Genomic DNA, 16,436 nt, shown 5'->3' on the forward strand with positions numbered 1-16,436 from the left:
GGAATCTGAGGATAGGCATGCCCTTTGATGGCGCCTGGCGGCAAGGGCACTTCAAGATGGTTTGCATTTTGAGCGGTTTAGGGGGTCGGATAAACCCTGATGTTTCGGCAACACTAGTCGCTGAATTCGACTAATCAATGTCGAAATCGGGTTATGCTCCGTCCACACCGACTATTTCCCCAAAGGACACCGTCGCCATGGACCGTTTTCAGGCTATGCAGGTGTTTGTGCGCGTCGTGGACGCCAATAGCTTCACCCGGGCGGCCGACAGCCTCTCGCTTCCGCGCACCACCGTCACCACCATCATCCAGAACCTCGAACGCCTGTTGGGCGTGCGCCTGCTCAACCGCACCACGCGCCGCATCGGCCTCACACCCGACGGCGCCGGCTATTACCAGCACTGCGTGCGCATCCTGGCCGACGTCGAGGAAACCGAGGCCTGCTTCCAGGAAGCGGCCCTGCGCCTGAAGGGCCGGCTGCGCATCGACGCGCCTACCTGCATCGGGCGGCTGATCCTGATTCCCTCATTGTGTGATTTCCACGACAAATACCCCGACGTGGAGCTGGTGCTGGGCCTGGGCGATCGCCCGGTGGACATGGTGCAGGAGGCCGTGGATTGCGTGATACGCGCGGGCGAGCTGGAGGATTCCAGCCTGGTCGCGCGCCGCATCGGCACCCTGCAGAGCGTGACCTGCGCCTCGCCCACCTATGTGGCGCGCCATGGCCTGCCGCAGAGCATCGACGAGCTGCGCGACCATCACGCCGTGCACTATTTTTCCAGCCGCACCGGGCGCAATTGCGCCTGGGACTTCCGGGTCGATGGCAAGCACCAGGAAGTGGAAATGAAGGGCGTGGTGTCGGTGAACGAGTCCGGCGCCTACCTGGACTGCGGGCTCAAGGGCTTCGGCCTGATCCAGACCCCGCGCTACATGGCGTTGCCGCACCTGCAATCGGGCGAGCTCATCGAAGTGCTGCCGCAATGGAAGCCTAGCCCCACCGCGATTTCGGTGTTGTATCCGCAAAGCCGGCAACTGTCGCCCAAGGTGCGCGCCTTCACCGACTGGGCCGCCGAATTGTTCGCCAGCTGCCCGCTCCTGAGCGGCCGCGACGAGACCGATCCGGCCGCGGCCAGCTGCGGCGTTTATGCCCGCGGGGCTGGCCAGGCGAACGCCGTGGCGTCTGCCGCGCCCAGGCCGGCGCTGGAGGAATACCTGCCGCCGCGCCGCCGGACCGCGCGCGAAGAGGCCGCGGAGTACGCTTTGTAAAGTGTCCGGCGTGGAGGGCGGATGCGCCCTCCACCCTGGGAGCCACGGGAAACCCCGTAGTAAATACAGGCCTTGTGTCCCTCGAATTGCACGAAACGTCTGTATAGTCCGACAGTCAAAGCCTACAACGCCCTTACTGTCGGTCCGCTCCATGCAGCCTGTACTACCCGCTTACCTGATCGCCCGTTGGCTTTTGTTGCTTGTGCTATTGGCGGGGGTGTATTTCCTCAGCGGATTCCTGGTCCCCGCGCTCGCCGCACTCATCATCGGCCTGGCCAGCTGGCCTCTGTACCAACGCCTGGTCGCCCGTTGCGGCGGCCGCACCGCGCTGGCCGCCTCGTTGGCGCTGCTGGTGGTGATCGTGGTGCTGATCGTGCCGATGTCGTTCGCGCTGTCTTACGCCATCAAGGAAGCCAGCACCTTCTTCGCCTGGGCCATAGCGGCCAACCGCCATGGCGTGGACGTACCCAACTGGATCACCTCCATGCCCGTGGTGGGCGAGCGCCTGGGCCAGTACTGGGAATCCTATATCGGCCAGCCTCACGCGCTGGGCGCGCTGGTCGAGGCCGTCAGCGGCGAACACCTGGGCAATATCTACCGCATGGTCCTGGCGGCCACCGGCAACGTGTTCCAGCTGCTGCTGACCGTGCTGTTCATGTTGATCACGCTGTTCTTCGTCTACAAGGACGGCATCCGCATGGTGGCCCAGCTGGATGTGCTGGGCGAACGCATCCTGCCGGCGCGCTGGCTGCGCTTTTCGCGCGTGGTGCCGGCCACCATCAATTCCACCGTCACCGGCATGGGCCTGATCGCGCTGGGCGAAGGCGTGGTGCTGGGCATCGCCTACTGGGTGGCGGGCGTGCCGTCGCCCGTGCTGCTGGGCGTGGTCACGGGCTTCATGGCGCTGATCCCCGGCGGCGCGCCGCTGTCGTTCACGCTGGTGTCGCTCTATCTGGTCGGTTCGGGCCATCTGGTGGCGGGCATCGCCCTGATGGTCTGGGGCAGCGTGGAACTCTTCATCGTCGACAAGACCCTGCGCCCGCGCCTGGTGGGCGGGCCGGTCAAGCTGCCTTTCCTGCCGACCTTCTTCGGCCTGGTGGGGGGCGTGAAGACGATGGGCATCGTCGGGCTGTTCGTAGGGCCGGTGCTGATGGCCCTGCTGGTGGCGGTGTGGCGCGAATGGGTGCACCATGAAGTCCAGGAGCGCGACGCCGCCCGCATCAACCCGCCCGCCCAACCCCCTGCAGCCTGAATGCCATGTTGTTGCCCGATGATCAGATAGCCGTCCTGCGCGAGCAGGGCTTCGTGGTGGCGCGCCAGTTCGCCAGCCCGGACCAGGTGGCGGCGCTGCGCGCCGTCGCCGAACGCCATTTGCGCGATTACGTCGCGCCCATCGAATACGAAGCCGACCTGCGCTACCCCGGCGCGCCCGAGTCGCGCGCCGCCGCAGGCGGGCTGACCGTGCGCCGGCTGCTCGGCGCCCATGGCCGCGATCCGTTGTTTGCGCAATGGGCCACGGATCCGCGCATCGGGCAGTGGCTGGGGCGCTACTTCGACGAAACGCCGGTGCTGTCCACCGTGCATCACAACTGCGTGATGACCAAGCATCCCGCCTACGGCAGCCTGACGGGCTGGCACCAGGACATCCGCTACTGGTCGTTCTCCGACACGGACCTGGTGTCCACCTGGCTGGCGCTGGGTCCGGAAACGCGCGCCAACGGCGGCCTGTCGTTCATCCCGGGTTCGCACGCGGCCGCCTTTGCGCCGGAACAGTTCGACCAGCAGAAGTTCTTCCGCGACGACGCGCCCCAGAATGCCGAATGGATCGCGCGCGCCGTCTGTCCCGAGTTGCAGGCCGGCGACGTGGTGTTCTTCCATTGCCGCACGCTGCACGCGGCCCAGGGCAACAGCAGCGACCGCGTGAAGCTGTCGGTGGTGCACACCTACCATCCACAGTCCTGTCATCCGCTGCCGGGCACGCGCTCGGCCAGCCAGCCGGGCGTGCCGCTGCCAGTTTCGGCAACCTGACGGTGACTGCGGCAGCCACCAACGCCCACGCCACCTTCACGATGAGCTATCAGTAGCGCCCCGCGCGCAGCGCCCCAGCCACCACAGCAGGGCCGCCGCGGCCAGGATCGCCCCGACATTGAACTGCATGGCGCTGGCGAAGGCGCGCGCATGGCGCTCAGCCGCGCTGGCATCGGCATGGGCTTCCAGCGTGCCGGCATACAGCATCCCCGCCGCCGACACGCCCAGCGCCGCGCCCACTTGCTGCAAGGTCGACACCACGCCCGCCGCCATGCCGGCCTGGCGGTCCTCCACCAACCCTAGCGCCAGGTTCACCAGCGGCGTATTGACGGCGCCTTGCGCGGCGCCCAGCCACACCAGCGCCGGCAACAGCGACCACGGCGCGAGGCTGGCGGCGGCCGCGCCGACCTGCAGCATCAAGGCGGCCGTGGCGCCGCCATACAGCAGCGCAGCCAGCGCAATGGCGCGCGTGCCGTAGGCTGCCACCAGCCGCGGCGCCGCCATCGATCCGGCCACGAAGCCCACGCTGGCAGGCGCGAAGATCAGGCCTGCCGTCAGCGCGTCCAGTCCGAAGCCTGTCTGCACCAGCAGCGCGTAGCAGAGGAAGATGGCGCTGGCGGTTGAGAACACCAGCAGCACCAAGAGGCAGCCGGCCGCGAAGCGCGGCTGCGCCAGCAAGGCCATGTCGACCAGGGGTGCGCCGCCACGGGCCGCGATGTGGCGCTGCATGCGCACGAACAGCGCCAGCGTGGCCAGCGCAGCCACGCCGCACGCCACCGTCCATGCGGGCCAGTGCCGCTGCGGGCCTTCGATCAGCGCCAGCAGCAACAAGGTCAGGCCCGCGCCCACCAGCGCCGCGCCGGGCCAGTCCATGCGCGCGCCCGAAGGCTCCCGCGATTCCGGGATGTGGCGGGCCAACCGCAACGCCAGCAGGCCCACCGGCACGTTGAGCAGGAAGATGCCGCGCCATGCCAAGCCGAACAGGTCCGCATGCACGATCCAGCCGCCCAGCACCTGTCCAGCGATGGCCGCCAGCCCCAGCGTCATGCCCAGCAAGCCGAAGGCGCGCCGCCGTTCGTGGCCCTGGTAGCTGACGCGGATCAGCGCATACACCTGCGGAAACAGCATGGCCGCCGCCATGCCTTGCAGGACGCGCGCGACGATCAGCGCGTCGGCCGTGGGCGCCAGGCCGCACAGCGCCGAGGCCAGCGCGAAGCCCGCCATGCCCAGCATGAACAGGCGCCGCCTGCCGTGGCGGTCGCCGAGCCGGCTGCCCGCGATCAGCAGCACGCCATAGGCCAGTTCGTAGGCGGCGATGATGAAGCTGATCTGCGCGAAGCTGGCGGACAGGGTGGATTGCATGCTGGGGATGGCAACGTTCACCACGAACAGGTCGAAGATCGTGATGAAGCCGCCAGACAGCAGCACGGCCAGGCCCAGGCGGCCCAGGGCGGGCTGGCGGGTGGCGTGAAGATCAGGGCAGGCAAGCGCGGAGGAAGTCATGGAAAGCGCCATCGGAGTGTCGATGGGCGCTATTCTGTAGAGGCTTTCAGCCTTATACAATTTAGCTGTTTATGCTATTACTGCTTGCAATAGACACATGACCGCGACCCTAGCTCCGAAGCGCCTGGACCGCACCCGCGCCGATCTGTCCGAATTCCTGCGCCTGCGCCGCGAACGGCTCAGTCCCGCCCAACTTGGGCTGCCCGCTGGCGGCCGCCGGCGCACGCCGGGATTGCGGCGCGAGGAAGTGGCCGCGCTGGCCGGCGTGGGCCTGGCCTGGTACACCTGGTTCGAACAAGGCCGCAACATCAGCGTGTCGGCCGGCTTTCTGGAAAACCTGGCGCGCGTGCTGCGGCTGGACGCCGCCGAGCGCCGCCACTTGTACCTGCTGGCGCATCAGCGCCCGCCGTCGGAACCGGGCCGCACCTGGTGCACGGTGCCGGCGCAAGTGCGCCGCCTGATGGACGATCTGCCGGCGCGCCCCGCCTACATCCTGAACCTGCGCTGGGACGTGGTGGTATGGAACGCGGCGGCGGACCGGGTATTCAATTTTTCCGCGCAGGCGCCGGGGCGCAGGAACCTGCTGTGGATGCTGTTCGCGGATCCCGCGATGCGGGAACGGTTCGTGGACTGGCAGGCCCAGGCGCCCGCCATGCTGTCCACATTCCGCCGCGATTTCGTCAGTGCCGGCCAGGCGCCGGATGTGGGGGAGCTGGTGGACGAGCTGGAGCGCGTGTCGCCGGACTTCAAGACCTGGTGGCGCGAACACGATGTGCATGGCGCCTGCATGGGCGAGCGCCGCCTGCGGCTGGAACCCCTGGGCGAGTTGGCGTTCGAGCATTCGACCTTGTCGGTGGACGAGAGCCGGCACTTGCGGCTGGTGGTCTATGCGCCCGCGCCGGACGAGCCCAAGGCGGCGGCCTTCGAGCGCTGGCTGGAGGGCCGCGCGACTGCCAGGCCTCAGTCCGCCCGTGGCACCAGCGAATAGGCGCGGCGTGGGTCTACGGAGCCGCGTCGGGCGGCTCCTATAGTCGGGGCTTCTTCATACCGCCGCGTCCCCGTGGACGCATACGCCGCCCATGTCCATCGCCACGCTTTCCCGCCGCCACGCCTTGTTGCTCCTGGGCGTGGTGGTGCTGGCCTGGGGCTTCACCTGGATCGTCAATAAGCAGCTGTTGCAGTACATGACGCCCATCTGGGCGGCGGCCGCGCGCAGCATCGCGGGCACGGCCGCATTGCTGGCGCTGGGTCTTGCGCTGCGCCGCGTGGCCCGGCCGGTCAAGGCCGACCTTCCCGTGATTCTCAGCGTGGGGCTGCTGCACATGGGCGCCTTCGCCGCGCTGGTCAGCCTGGGCATGCTGCATGTGCCGGCGGGCCGCTCGGCGGTGCTGGCCTACACCACCCCCTTGTGGGTGATCCCGGGCGCCTGGCTGTTCCTGGGCGAGTCCGTGGGCCCAGCCAGGCGAGCCGGGCTCGTGCTGGGCCTCTTGGGGCTGGTCGTCATCTTCAATCCCTTGGCCTTCGACTGGACGAATCGCGATGCGTTGCTGGGCAACGGCCTGATCCTGCTGGCGGCGCTGTGCTGGGCGGCCAACATCGTCTACGTGCGTGCGCACCGCTGGGTCACGCCGCCCTTCGAGCTCGCGCTGTGGCAGGCCTTGCTGGCCTCGGTCGTGCTGTCGGCCGTGGCCTATGCCGCCGAAGGCCCGCCGCAAGTGGCGTGGAGCGCGGACCTGGCGTGGCTGCTGGGCTATGCCGGCGTGTTCGGCATCGCGGTGGCGCACTGGGCTGCCGTGAATGTAAATCGTGCATTGCCCGCGGGCGTGACTGCCATCGGGCTGTTGGGGGTACCGGTGTTCGGCCTGCTGTGCTCGGCCCTGTTCCTGCGCGAGCCGGTCAGCGTTTCGTTGCTGGCGGGTATGGCGCTCATCGTGGGAGGCATCGCGGCAGGGGTGATCGAACGTCGCGCTTGACGGCCGGACTATCGCAGGTATATCGTAAGATATATGTCGTAAGATATAACTCGTACGATAGACACCGGAGGTAAACCATGCGTGATGCCCAATTCCTTACCGCATTCGTGCGCCGAGCCCGCCAGAAGCCGCAGGGCCGCCACGATCGTTCCCATTCCCATCATCCCCATGCGCACCATCGCCACCACGGCGAAGGCCATGGCCACCATCAGCGCCACGCCGGCGCGGGCGGCGACTGGTTCTCCGGTCCGGCCGGCGAGCGTGGCGAAGGCGGCGGCTTTGGCGGTGGCTTCGGCGACGACGGCCGCGGGTGGACCCGCAGCCGCAAAGTCAGCGCCGACGACCTGCAACTGATGCTGCTGGGCCTGCTGGAAAAGAATCCCAGCCATGGCTATGAGTTGATCAAGGCGCTGGGCGCGCTCAGCAACGGCTTCTACACGCCTAGCCCCGGCATGGTCTATCCCGCGTTGACCTACCTGGAAGAGCTGGGCTACGCCACCGTGGAGCAAGAGGGCGCGAAGAAGCGCTACCACCTGGCCGAGCCGGGCCGCGCGCACCTGGACGGCAACCGCGAGCGCCTGGCGCTGATGTTCAACAAGCTCAAGCATGTGGCGCGCAAGATGGACTGGATGCGCCAGGCCTGGAGCGGCGAGCCGCGCAGCGTCGGCCCGGAAGGCGAAGACACCGCCACCGGCTGGCTGCCGGAATTCGTGGCCGCGCGCCAGGCGCTCAAGCGCGCATTGCTGGACCGCACCGACGCCTCGCCCGCGGAGCAGCGGCGCATCGCGGCCATCCTGGCCCGCGCCACTGAGGACATCAATGGGCAGGCCTGTTCCTGAAGACCTTATTCCTGGAGTATCCATGACCCGCAACGACCTGAATGTCGAACGCGTCCGCCACAACCTGAAGATGCGCACGCTGACCGTGGCCAGCGTCGAACGCGTCGCCGGCCTGATGGCCCGCGTCACCTTCACTGGCGACGAGCTGCAGGACTTCGTGTCCGCTTCGTTCGACGACCACGTGAAGCTGTTCTTTCCCGCCGATCCGTCCTTGCCGCCGGCGCTGCCGGTGGTGACCCCGGACGGCATCAAGTTCCCGGAGGACATGCCCAAGCCCGCCGCCCGCGACTACACGCCGCGCTTTTTCGATGCGGCGCGCAAGGAACTCGTCATCGACTTCGTGCTGCACGGCGACGGCCCCGCATCCACCTGGGCCGAGCAGGCCAAGCCCGGCCAGCAACTCGGCATAGGCGGACCGCGCGGCTCCTTCGTCGTACCCACGGGCTTCGACTGGCATGTGCTGATCGGCGATGAAACCGCCTTGCCCGCCATCGCCCGCCGCCTCGAAGAGCTGCCCGCCAGCGCGCAGGCGCTGGTGCTGATCGAAGTGCCGGACGCCTCCAACGAAATCCCGCTGACGACCGCGGCGCAGGCTTCGGTGCGCTGGCTGCACCGCAACGGCACCGCGGCGGGCTACAGCACGCTGTTGCTGGAAGCGGCGCGCGAGCTGGCGCTGCCGTCGGGCGAGGGCTATGCCTGGGTCGCCGCCGAATCCGCCGCGGCCAAGGCTGTGCGGGAAATCATGGTGGCGCAGCATGGCGTCGACAAGAGCCGCATCCGCGCCGCCAGCTACTGGAAGCGCGGAGCGGTAGCCGTGCACGAGTCGCACGAAGGCTGAGCGCCCCTCGAACCGCCGGCAGGCGCGAAGAGCAATAGCCTCAGCCGCCGGCCAAGGCCAGCAGGTTGCGCACGCGCCCGCCCGCGCCGTGCTCGCGCACCGCCAGGCCCAGCACCGCGCGCGGCCAGTCCAGCGCGAAGGGGCGGTACACCACGCCGTCGGGGCGCAGATGGCGCAGCGACTCCGGCACGATGGCCACGCCCATGCCGGCGGCGACCAGGTTCACCGCCGACGACAGCTGCGGCGCGCGCTGGCCGATCTGCGGATTAAGCCCATGCTGGCGGCAGGCCGCCATGATGTCGGCGCTGAGCCCGTAACCGGATTTGCGCGAATACAGGATGAAACGCTCCTGCTGCAGATCCGCGGGCGCCAGCCGCTTGCGCCGCGCCAGCGCGTGGCCCAGGGGCAGCGCCACCACCAGCGGCTCTTGCGCCAGTTGCGTGAACGCCAGGCCGCCGTCCAGCGCGAAGGGCGGACGCACGAAGGCGGCATCGATGGCGCCGCTGCGCAGCTGCGCCACCAGTGTTTCGCTATCGCCCTGCGACAGCGTCATCTCCACGTCCGGATATTGCTGCCGATACTGCCGTATCAGTTCCGTCACCACACCGCTGAAGGACGCGGATTCCGTGAACCCCAGCGTCAGCTCGCCGACCTCGCCGCGCGCGGCCCGCTGCGCCGTCCGCACGGCGGCGTCGGCGCGCTGCAGGATATCTTGCGCGCAAACCAGGAAGGCGCGGCCGGCATCGTTCAGCGCGACGCCGCGCCCGGCGCGGTCGAACAGCGGCGTGCCGACTTCCTGCTCCAGCTGCCGGATCTGCTGCGACAGCGGCGGCTGCGCCATGCCCAACTGTTCGGCCGCGCGCGTGAAGTGCTGGGCTTCGGCGGTGGCGACGAAGTAACGCAAGTGGCGCAGTTCCATATCGGTACTCCAAAAGTATTGATTATGAATTTTTCATATATTGGACATTCTATTGCGACGCGCCGATCATGCATGCATCGACGACACCCGCAAAGGAATCCGCATGACTGCCCCCATCAAACCCAGCACCCTGTTGCGCCAGCACCTGGCGCGCGACATCGTCGTGGCGCCCGGGGCCTATGACGGCATGTCGGCCCGGCTGGTGGCCGCGGCCGGCTTTTCCGCCGTCTACGCCAGCGGCGGCGCCATCGCGCGCGCCGCCGGCTATCCGGACATCGGCTTGCTCAGCTTCACCGAGGTCATGGACCGCGTGGAAAAGATCGTGGACGCCAGCGACCTGCCGGTGGTGGCCGACGCCGACACCGGCTTCGGCGGTTCGGCCAACGTGGAGCGCACCGTGCGCATCATGGAGCGCGCCGGCGTGGCGGCCTTCCATATCGAAGACCAGTCCTTCCCCAAGCGCTGCGGCCACCTGGACGACAAGAGCCTGGTGGACGCCGACGAAATGTGCCGCAAGGTGCACATCGCGCGCCAGACGCTGAGCGACCCCGATGCGCTGGTGATCGCCCGCACCGACGCCATCGCGGTCGAAGGTTTCGAAGCCGCGCTGTCGCGCGCCGAGCGTTACCTGAAGGCGGGGGCGGACATGATCTTCGTGGAAGCGCCCGAGACGCTGGAGCAGATCCGCGCCATCGCCGAACGCCTGCCGGGCCTGAAGCTCATCAACATGTTCTACGGCGGCAAGACGCCGCTTACGCCGCTGGCCGACCTGGCGGCCATGGGCTACCGCCTGGCGATCATTCCGTCGGATCTGCAGCGCGCCGCCATCCACGCCATGCAGGCCACGCTGGCGGCGATCAGGCAGACGGGCGACAGCAGCGCGCTGGCCGATCAGCTCACCAGCTTCAAGGAGCGGGAAGAGATCGTGCAGACGCGCCGCTATCTGGCGCTGGACGCGCAGTAGGCGCGCGGCGCTAGCGGGGGCAGCGGCTGGGCAGGCTCAGCGGCCACAGCCGCTGGTTGTGCGAGCCGTACAGCGTGCGCACGCCGCATTGCATTTCCACGCGCGCCACCTGCTTGCCAGAGGGATCGATGATCATCGATTGCTCCAGCGTGGACACCACCGCGCGGCCCTTGCTGAACGGCGAGACCACGCGGTAGTCGGCGGCGATGACCAGCTTGCCCCGGGCGTCCACGTAGCCGTAGCCGTTATCCATGCTGGCCGGCGCCAGGCCTTCGCTCAGCGGGCCCAGCGCGTCGTACACGGGGCTGGCATACGCGCCCTTGCCGTCCAGGGCGCGCATGCCGTGGTTGGACACGCGCGTCACCGCGAGGCCTTCGGAATAGGCCGATGCGCGGCCTTCGACGGAAAGCCGCTTCTTGCCGTCCAGGCCGGTGTAGTCGGTCATTTCCCGGTTGCCCGCGTAGTAGTGCCGCAACAGCATGTCGGAGCCCTGCGGCCAGCGCCATTCGCCGGCGGGCAGCGCGGTCACGGTCTTGCCCTGGTCGTCGATCAGGCGCGGACCGTCCTCGCCCGTCAGCAGGGCGCGGGCGGGGGCGCCGCGGAAGGTGCCGGCGACGGCCGAGGACGGCGCGATCCGCCATTGCCCCTGGCTGTCCAGATAGCCTTGGCGCGGCTGGCGGCGCAGCACCGTCCAGTCGCCCATGCGCACGTAGTCCGCGTCTTCCATGTCCACGGCTTCCGAGCCGTCCGGCGTGATGGTCCAGCGCTGCTTGTCGTCGGCGGCCGCGATTGCGCCTTCGCTGTCCACGCCGACCGAGAGCTTGGGCCGGAACGCGGTCAGCGCGCGGCCCTCGGCGTTGAAGACGGCGGCGGGACGTTCGTACTCTTCCTGCTGCGGGCCAGCCTGGCGCAGCTTCCAGATCTTGGCGGTGATGCGTTCCGCGCTGTGGTGGCTGGGCGGCACAATCCACTTGCCCTTAAGGTCGATGATCCCGACGCGATCCTGGCCCAGCGAGGCGACCGCCTGGCCGTCCTGGAAGAGGCCGATGTCCTGGAACGCGGGCGCGGCGATTTCCTTGCCGGCGACGAAGTCGTACAGGCCCCAGGGCGAGCCCTCGGCCGCGGTCTTCAGGAACCGGACCACGCCGGGGGCGACGATCTGCGCTTCAAAGAAGTCGCGGGGCAGGTCGTAGGTCTTGCCGCTGCGATCCAGCATGCGGCTTACGCCATCGGCGTAAGCCGGCGCATAGCCGTGGCGGAACGGCCCGATGTGCTGTTGCGCGGGCAGATCCATGGGCTTGCCCATGGCGTCGAGCAGCAGCAGGCCTGCGGCGGTCTGGGCGGCGTAGCGCAGCTGTTCAGCCTTGAGCCCGGCGGCTTCGGCATCCGCCTGCGCGCCGTAATCCTCGTCGGATCCGTCCAGCGGGATGATGTTGCGCCAGGCCGGGTCGGAGGCGATGCCGCCGTCGGCCAGCAGCAGGCCGGCGCCGTCCTCGGCGCATTGGCAGTGGTCCTGGGCCAGCAGGCCCAGCGCGCTGCCGGGGATGTCCAGCGGCAGGTTCTTGAGCGAACGGCTCTTGGCGGCTTCCACGGTTTCGGGCTTGAGCAGCAGGCGGCCTTCCTCGTCCAGCACGTTGAGCAGTTCGCCTTCCTGTTTGAAGAGCCACAGCTTGCCCTGGCTGAGCACCATCCTGCCGGTGTCCTTGAGCCAGGCGGGCGCCGTGTCGCCGTGCAGCCAGTTGCCCCTTGGCGTCAACAGGCCTGCCGGTACGCGTTCCTCGTTCGAGAACAGCACGTAGCCGTTCTGGTTCTCGGCCACGAACAGGTCCGCGCCCAGCGTCAGCGGCTCCGCGCGCCCCGGAATCAGGGCCATCTGCTTGCCGCCGGACGGGTAGACGATGGCATCGCCGTAGCGCTGCGATTCCTGCGCTTCGGCGGACTTGAGCGTAACGACGGGCTTGCCGCCGCTATCCAGCACTACATAGGAACCGCGGTCGAGCTCGGCGCTCCAGAATGCCTTGGTCACGGGCATCAGGCTGCGATAGCCCTGGTCCGCGCCCACGGGCTTGCCATCAAGGTCCAGCAGCAGCGCATCGCCGTCGGCATAGGCGACGGCCATCGAGCCGTCTTCGCCCGGCACCGAGATGTCCTGATAGTCGGGCTCGAGCACCCACTTCCAGTCCCTGTCCACCAGGCCGTACCGGCCTTCCTTGTTGGTGGCGATGTACAGGCCATTGCCATAGGACTTGATGATGCCGACGCCGGTGTCGCCGTAGCGGCGTTCGCCGGTGCTGGAGCGGTACTCCGGTTTGTATTCCACCGTCGCCAGCGCTGGCACGCCCGCACCCACGTGCAAGGACTGCATGCCTTCGTCCATCGGTGCGCCTACCGGCTGGCCCTTGCGGTCGATCAATAGATAGCGGCCGTCCAGTATGGCCACGGTCAGGCCGATCTCGGCGTAGTCCTGCACGGCGTCGTAGCGCGGCGGCACCGCCATCCGGCCTTTGGTGTCGATGAAGCCCCACTTGCCTTTCCATTTCACCGCGGCCATGCCGTGACGGAAATCGCCCACCGCCTCGAAGATGGGCGAAATCGCCAGCCGGCCGTTCTGGTCCAGGAAGCCCCAGGCATGGCGGCGCAGCGAATGATCGCGCGGCACGCGCTCGATGTTCACCAGCGCGGAGGGCAGCAGCACAGCGGCGCGCTGGTCCGCCAGCGTGCGGATGCAGCCGTTGGCGTAGGGGCTGATATCGTCGTCGGCTGCGACGCTGTAGGGCTTTTCATCGATGCAGTACGAGTATTGCGCATGCGCCGACAGGGACGCGCCCAGCGCGGCCAGGGCGCAGGCAAGGCGGGTGGTGCGTATCGCGCGTGACTTCATGGTTGTTTCGCTTTGGCGTTGTCGGGGGCGAGTTCGAACTTGTCGGCCACGGGGCAATCCATTTTCTGCTGCGGCCAGGTGATCCTGCCCTGGTCGTCCAGGATGGTCACCGTGTCGCATACCTCGGTGAACGTGGCGATGGGCACGCCCTTGGTATCGATGTACTGCGTGTTGCGGCCCTGATGGTTGCTGCGGACCAGCGCGCGTTCCTCGCTGAAGTTGCCGGCCCAGGTAAAGACGGGCGGAATCGCATAGCGTCCCGTCAGGTCGATGTAGCCATATAGCGTGCCCGAATACTGCAGGCGGCGCGCCACGGCCAGTCCGTTGTTCAGCGGACCCAGCGTGTCGAAGTGCGGTCCCACGATGCGCTTGCCGCTGGCATCGATGAAGCCGTGCCTGCCATTGCCCGAGCCGCTGCGATAGGGGGCCACGCCCTCGTTGGCGCTACGGTCTTCCACGCTGTAGGTGCCGTCGATGCGCGTGATCTCGCGGCCCTGCAGGTCCGTCATGATGCTGACGGAATTTTCCGAGTCGTGGAACACGATGCGCTGCATGGTTGCCAGCGGCGAGCCGTCGCCCAGCTTGCCCAGCACGGTCTTGCCGTCCTGGTCGATCACGCGGTAGTCGGAGCCGTTGTAGGCGCGCGCCAGCCCCTCGGGCTGCGCGAAGAAGGGATTGAACTCGCCGTAGATGGCGGGAACCTTCATGTTGCCGCGGGCATCGATGGCGCCCTCGCGATTCTCGTGTTCGATGTAGAGCCAGTGCTGGTAGACCTCCTTGCGCTTGGCCTGGCCGTCGGAGACGCGCGTGGCGCCGCCCTTCGTATCGAACACCGCGATTCCGCCGCCTGCCAGTTCACCGAGGTAGCGTCCGTCCTTCAAGCGCTGCGGCTTGCCGGTAACACGCTCGCTGGGCTTGCCGGTACGCAGGTTCACCAGGCGGTAAGGCGTGCTGAAAGAGCTGCGGTTGCGCGCTCCGGGTTCGTTGTCTTCGACCAACATGAGGCCGTTGCCCAGGTACTCCAGTTTGTAGGAGCTGTCCTGCGTGGCGGGTATCACCCATTTGCCCTCGCGGTTCATGACACCCCAGTTGTCCTGGTGTTGGACCTTGGCCCAGTCGTCTTCGAACCGCTCCATGTTTTCGTACATCGGCTTGACGGCGGGCGCGCCCTTGGCGACGTTCCAGATGCCCCAGCGGTTCTGGCGGTTTTCGTCCGGCGCGCGGTACTGGATCAGTTCGCCGTTGACGTACGTGGCGCCGTCCAGGACTTCGGCCGGAACGCGCGCGGCCTTGCCGTGGGCATCGACCACCAGGCCGTCGTCGTCGCGGCTGTGCGTAACGCTCGCCAGCGTGTAGGCGCCATTGAATGGGCGGAGGATGCTGTAGCGGGGCGGCACCGTCCAATTGCCGTTGGCGTCGATGGCGCCATACTTGCCGTTGGCGGCGCGGACCGGCAAGGGCATGGACGCGTCAGCGCTGGACATGTCCTCCCAGTCCGGATTGGTCACTATCTTGCCCTTGGACGTCAGGATGCCTAGCGGCTTCTGGTAGTCCAGGGGCCGCAGCAGCGCCAGCGGCAGGCCGTCCGCGGCGGCGCGGCCGCGGGCCGACTCTCTGGCGGAAAAGGCCCTGATGTCGTAGTCCTGCAGGCGCGCGACGGTGTCGGCGTCCAGCAGCGGCTTGCCCTCGCGCGTATAGATCTGCAGCAGGCCGCCGCCGGCGTCGGGAGCGGCATCCGCGCTCGTCGCTTGCGCGGCGGCTGCGGCGGCGTCCACCGCCACGGCGGCTACGTCCATTGCGGCAGGCGTGGCGACGTCGACGGCCACGGTCTCGGCTTGCGAGGCATCGGCTGCCGCTGCGACCGCCTCCTGCGCGGCAACTGCGGCGTCGGCCGATGCCTCCACCGCCTCTCCGGGGCCGTCGTCAGGGACCGCGGCGGCGCTGGCTGCCGCGGCATCGGCTGCCACGGCAGCGGCCTCGGCCGCCTCGACTGCCATATCCGCGGCGCGCGGGGGCAGGGATGCCGTCACCCAGGCCAGCCCGTTGCTCAGTTGCACGCGGCCATGGCGCGCGTCTATCTTGCGGAAATTGCCGGCGGGATCGATCAGCAGCACGGCGTCGTCGTCGATCATGACGCCCCAGCCCTCGCTTTCATCCAGGCCGATGTAATTGCCCTTGAAGGCATGCTGGACGCCGAGCTTGCCGTTCAACAGCAGCGCCTTGCCTGCGCCTTTCTGCTTGACCAGCCACAGCCCGGGGCCCGCCAGCTGCACGTGCTCGTAGCGCTGCTTATGGATGGTCTTGCCGCGCGGATCCACGAACGTCCAGCCTGCGTCGCGGCTCACCGCCAGCACGTCGCCGTCGCGCAATGCGGGCTCGCGGGCGCGCAACACGTCGGGTGCGATCGCCCAGCGGGCCTGCTCGTCCAGCAGGCCCCACCAGCCGCTGTAGCGCGAATCGCGCAGCTGGGCAGGCAGGTAGCCGCCGCTGGGCGCGGCCAGCGCCATGACGCCGGCGGGCAGCGTCGCCGCCTTGCCGGTTGCGGTGTTGAACAGGCGCGGCGGCATGGGCATCTCCATCGATGCCAGCTTCTGCCCCCGCTGGAAGCCCCAGGAGCGCGTGCCCAGCTCAAAGGTCTTGATGATGTTGCCCTTGCGGTCGATCAGCACGTCGTGCCCGTCTTCCTCGACCAGCGCGGTGCCCTCGGCGTTAAAGCCCGTCGCCTCGGAAAAGCGCGGCTTGATCGCCCATTGCCCTTGCGTATCGATATAGCCCCAGAGCCCATCCTGGTTCACGGCCGCCAGGCCGTTCTGAAAGGACTTGGCCTCCCGGAAGGACGGCGCGATGGCTATGCGGCCTTGCTTGTCGAGATAGCCCCAGCGTCCGGCGTCGTCATCGGCCGATCCGGTCAGCACGGCGGCCAGCCCTTGGTGGAAAGCCTGCTGGCATTCCAGGTTGGCGCTGTCGTATTCGTTGTAGCCAGGGGCGCACTGGTCAATCCAGTTGGACCTGGCCTGCGCCGCGCCGGGCGCGGCGGGCAGGGCGGCCAGCGCCATGGCCAGCGCCAGGGGTTTGAGGGCGAGCGGGGTCTTCATCGTGCAGCGGCGCGGGCTGCAACCGCGCAAGCGTAAAGGCCGGGCTGGGCGTGCCACATGGTCGTATGCCTGCCAAGAATGATGGGAAAGGCAGCACTGTAACCAGCGACTGCCGCCAATTACGCGGCAAA

At 68.1% G+C, this 16,436-nt stretch carries 12 protein-coding genes; 8 read left to right on the forward strand and 4 right to left on the reverse strand.

The window, feature by feature from the left end:
• The first annotated feature begins 197 nt into the window (after positions 1-197).
• From BRO63_RS28680 to BRO63_RS28690, 3 genes are all read left to right on the forward strand, one after another.
• Complete coding sequence (locus BRO63_RS28680) at positions 198-1,265, forward strand: LysR family transcriptional regulator (protein WP_088143029.1); 1,068 nt, start codon at positions 198-200, stop codon at positions 1,263-1,265.
• 151 nt (positions 1,266-1,416) lie between these two features.
• Entirely contained in the window at positions 1,417-2,517 is a 1,101-nt protein-coding gene (locus tag BRO63_RS28685) for an AI-2E family transporter (RefSeq protein WP_088143030.1), read from the forward strand.
• Between the two features lie 5 nt (positions 2,518-2,522).
• Positions 2,523-3,293: a phytanoyl-CoA dioxygenase family protein gene (locus BRO63_RS28690; RefSeq protein ID WP_088143031.1), complete on the forward strand. Its 771-nt coding sequence runs from the start codon at positions 2,523-2,525 to the stop codon at positions 3,291-3,293.
• A 36-nt stretch (positions 3,294-3,329) separates the two neighbouring features.
• Here the strand turns inward: BRO63_RS28690 and BRO63_RS28695 are convergent, their stop codons facing one another.
• Complete coding sequence (locus tag BRO63_RS28695; RefSeq protein ID WP_088143069.1) at positions 3,330-4,796, reverse strand: MFS transporter; 1,467 nt, start codon at positions 4,794-4,796, stop codon at positions 3,330-3,332.
• Between the two features lie 97 nt (positions 4,797-4,893).
• On the opposite strand from BRO63_RS28695, the gene BRO63_RS28700 reads away from it, so the two are divergent.
• From BRO63_RS28700 to BRO63_RS28715, 4 genes are all read left to right on the forward strand, one after another.
• On the forward strand, positions 4,894-5,784 hold the full coding sequence (locus BRO63_RS28700) for a helix-turn-helix transcriptional regulator (protein WP_088143032.1): 891 nt from the start codon (positions 4,894-4,896) through the stop codon (positions 5,782-5,784).
• 91 nt (positions 5,785-5,875) lie between these two features.
• A complete protein-coding gene (locus tag BRO63_RS28705) occupies positions 5,876-6,769 on the forward strand; it encodes a DMT family transporter (RefSeq protein WP_088143033.1) in 894 nt (297 codons plus the stop codon).
• A gap of 77 nt (positions 6,770-6,846) precedes the next feature.
• Positions 6,847-7,608, forward strand: a complete 762-nt coding sequence (locus BRO63_RS34595; protein WP_256943429.1) for a PadR family transcriptional regulator — start codon at positions 6,847-6,849, stop codon at positions 7,606-7,608.
• 22 nt (positions 7,609-7,630) lie between these two features.
• The gene (locus tag BRO63_RS28715; RefSeq protein WP_088143034.1) at positions 7,631-8,446 is read left to right on the forward strand and encodes a siderophore-interacting protein; all 816 of its coding nucleotides are present in this window, start codon (positions 7,631-7,633) and stop codon (positions 8,444-8,446) included.
• Between the two features lie 40 nt (positions 8,447-8,486).
• Here the strand turns inward: BRO63_RS28715 and BRO63_RS28720 are convergent, their stop codons facing one another.
• Positions 8,487-9,365, reverse strand: coding sequence for a LysR family transcriptional regulator (locus tag BRO63_RS28720; protein ID WP_088143035.1), 879 nt, complete (start codon positions 9,363-9,365; stop codon positions 8,487-8,489).
• A 103-nt stretch (positions 9,366-9,468) separates the two neighbouring features.
• On the opposite strand from BRO63_RS28720, the gene BRO63_RS28725 reads away from it, so the two are divergent.
• On the forward strand, positions 9,469-10,329 hold the full coding sequence (locus BRO63_RS28725) for an isocitrate lyase/PEP mutase family protein (protein ID WP_088143036.1): 861 nt from the start codon (positions 9,469-9,471) through the stop codon (positions 10,327-10,329).
• 10 nt (positions 10,330-10,339) lie between these two features.
• On the opposite strand, the gene BRO63_RS28730 is transcribed toward BRO63_RS28725, so the two are convergent.
• Both BRO63_RS28730 and BRO63_RS28735 read right to left on the reverse strand, forming a co-directional pair.
• Entirely contained in the window at positions 10,340-13,210 is a 2,871-nt protein-coding gene (locus BRO63_RS28730; RefSeq protein WP_088143037.1) for a WG repeat-containing protein, read from the reverse strand.
• Positions 13,207-16,305, reverse strand: a complete 3,099-nt coding sequence (locus tag BRO63_RS28735) for a WG repeat-containing protein (protein WP_088143038.1) — start codon at positions 16,303-16,305, stop codon at positions 13,207-13,209. The genes BRO63_RS28730 and BRO63_RS28735 overlap by 4 nt, the downstream gene beginning before the upstream one ends.
• Positions 16,306-16,436 lie beyond the last annotated feature (131 nt).

The sequence above is a fragment of the Achromobacter xylosoxidans genome (assembly GCF_002192695.1).
GTDB lineage: Bacteria > Pseudomonadota > Gammaproteobacteria > Burkholderiales > Burkholderiaceae_B > Achromobacter > Achromobacter xylosoxidans_C.